Source organism: Myxococcus llanfairpwllgwyngyllgogerychwyrndrobwllllantysiliogogogochensis, from assembly GCF_006636215.1.
GTDB lineage: Bacteria > Myxococcota > Myxococcia > Myxococcales > Myxococcaceae > Myxococcus > Myxococcus llanfairpwllgwyngyllgogerychwyrndrobwllllantysiliogogogochensis.
Window position 1 is genome coordinate 1 of the sequence record NZ_VIFM01001005.1, and the last position, 388, is coordinate 388.

General features: G+C 62.9%; 1 protein-coding gene. It reads left to right on the top strand.

From position 1 onward, the window contains the following. A partial coding sequence (locus FJV41_RS57685) for a transposase (RefSeq protein ID WP_246137952.1) occupies nt 1-259 on the top strand: 259 nt, incomplete at its 5' end. Nucleotides 260-388 lie beyond the last annotated feature (129 nt).

Below are 388 nucleotides of genomic sequence, written 5' to 3' on the forward strand. Positions count from 1 at the left end.
GCACATCGCCATGCGGCCGGGTAAACGCCGCCTGCTGGATCCGGCCAAACCGATCGAGGCCTTGACCCGGCAACTGGAGCGCGTGAAGGCGGGCATCCGGGCGCGGGTCGAACACCCATTCCGCGTGCTCAAGCGCCAGTTCGGGCATGCCAAGGTGCGCTACAGGGGACTGGCCAAGAACACCGCGCAATTGCACACGCTGTTTGCACTGGCCAATCTATGGCTGGTGCGGCGCAAATTGCTGGCTGCCATGGCATGAGTGCGCCTGCAGTTCGCCAAGCAGGCCACCTCGGCCGCCAATCCGCAGCCGCGGACGCCTGAACTGGGGTGAAACAGGTCTTCTCCGCATTGCAGATTGATAGGTTCAGATGTCTGCACGCTTATGCAT